This is a genomic window from Acidovorax sp. HMWF018, from assembly GCF_003061035.1.
GTDB lineage: Bacteria > Pseudomonadota > Gammaproteobacteria > Burkholderiales > Burkholderiaceae_C > Acidovorax > Acidovorax delafieldii.
Genome location: NZ_QAIM01000476.1, coordinates 2,256 through 3,099, shown reverse-complemented (window position 1 = coordinate 3,099; position 844 = coordinate 2,256). Strand labels below are relative to the sequence as shown.

Sequence of the window (844 nt, the reverse complement as noted above, 5' to 3'; positions counted from 1 at the left end):
GTCCCGGATGCCCCCTTGCTGCCCACCTGGCTGCTGAACCCGCCCCGGCAGCTGGCTGTGCAGGGCAACCGCCCCTGCCACCACGGCCTGTTGCGCTTGCTGGCTGGGCCCCACCGGTTGGAGGCGGGCTGGTGGTCTGCCATGGATGACGCTGTAGACCCAGCACGCCCCTGCGCAGACTTGGCCTTGCGCGACTACTTTGTGGCCCACAACGACGTGGCGGGGTTGGTGTGGGTGTTTCGCGAGCGCCTGGCGCCTGCGCTGGATGGCACGCCAGCGGTGGCTCGCCCACACCGCTGGTTCTTGCACGGAATCTTTGGGTGAGCGGGCAGGGTGGTTGTCCATGGGTTTGACGCATCGCCCCCCTCTACAGGCCACTGCGGTGCCAGGCCCCGCAGCGGGCGCGGGCGAGCTGCCGGGCTATGCCGAGCTGCACTGCCTGTCCAACTTCAGCTTTCAGCGCGGCGCATCGCACCCGCAAGAGCTGGTCACGCGTGCTGCCCAACTCGGCTACCAGACGCTGGCGCTGACGGACGAATGCTCCGTGGCCGGCGTGGTGCGTGCCTGGGGGGCGGCCAAGGAATGTGGCCTGCACCTCATCGTGGGCAGCGAGTTTTTGTGGGGCGACCTGCGGCTGGTGGCGCTGGCGCGCGATGCCGAGGGCTGGGGCAACCTGTGCGAGTTCATCACCGCCGCCCGTGCCGCTGCGCCCAAGGGGCAATACCGCGTGCGTGCGGACAGCCCCTGGCACTTGCTGCAGGGGTGCGAGCTGCTGCTGGCACCATGCCGTCAGCGCTTTGATGCTTCTGATTTTGTAGCAATCAGCGCATGTATCACTAGCGCT

At 68.1% G+C, this 844-nt stretch carries 1 protein-coding gene and 1 pseudogene; both read left to right on the top strand.

Features of this window, described 5'->3' with window-relative positions; all coding sequences use genetic code 11:
* Positions 1-324, top strand: a pseudogene (locus DBR23_RS31300) (DNA polymerase Y family protein); the annotation flags it as partial.
* A 19-nt stretch (positions 325-343) separates the two neighbouring features.
* On the top strand, positions 344-844 hold a 501-nt coding region (locus DBR23_RS31295; protein WP_233250606.1), incomplete at its 3' end, for a PHP domain-containing protein.